Annotated in this window: 1 protein-coding gene; it reads right to left on the bottom strand. The window is 67.8% G+C overall.

The genetic code is table 11. The annotated features are described in order from the left end of the window. On the bottom strand, positions 1 to 227 hold a 227-nt coding region (locus C484_RS23315; protein WP_006824048.1), incomplete at both ends, for a hypothetical protein.

Consider the following 227-nt stretch of genomic DNA (forward strand, 5'->3'; position numbering starts at 1 on the left):
GTAGTCGTCGAGGTCGACCTTTTCCTCGGCGAGTCGCGGCAGTTCCGCAACGTAGGCGTCGACACCCTCCTGTCGCAGCACTGCGGCGGGCCGGATGCCGCCTTTCAGACCGGCACCGAACTGCTCGATCGCGAGACCCCCCCACCCCTCAAGGTCACCGTCGAAGTCGATCGGCGCGGGCTCGCTGTCTTGGACGACGTACACCGCCCGCCCGGTGTCCTCGAGGT

It is taken from the genome of Natrialba taiwanensis DSM 12281, assembly GCF_000337595.1.
GTDB classification, from domain to species: domain Archaea; phylum Halobacteriota; class Halobacteria; order Halobacteriales; family Natrialbaceae; genus Natrialba; species Natrialba taiwanensis.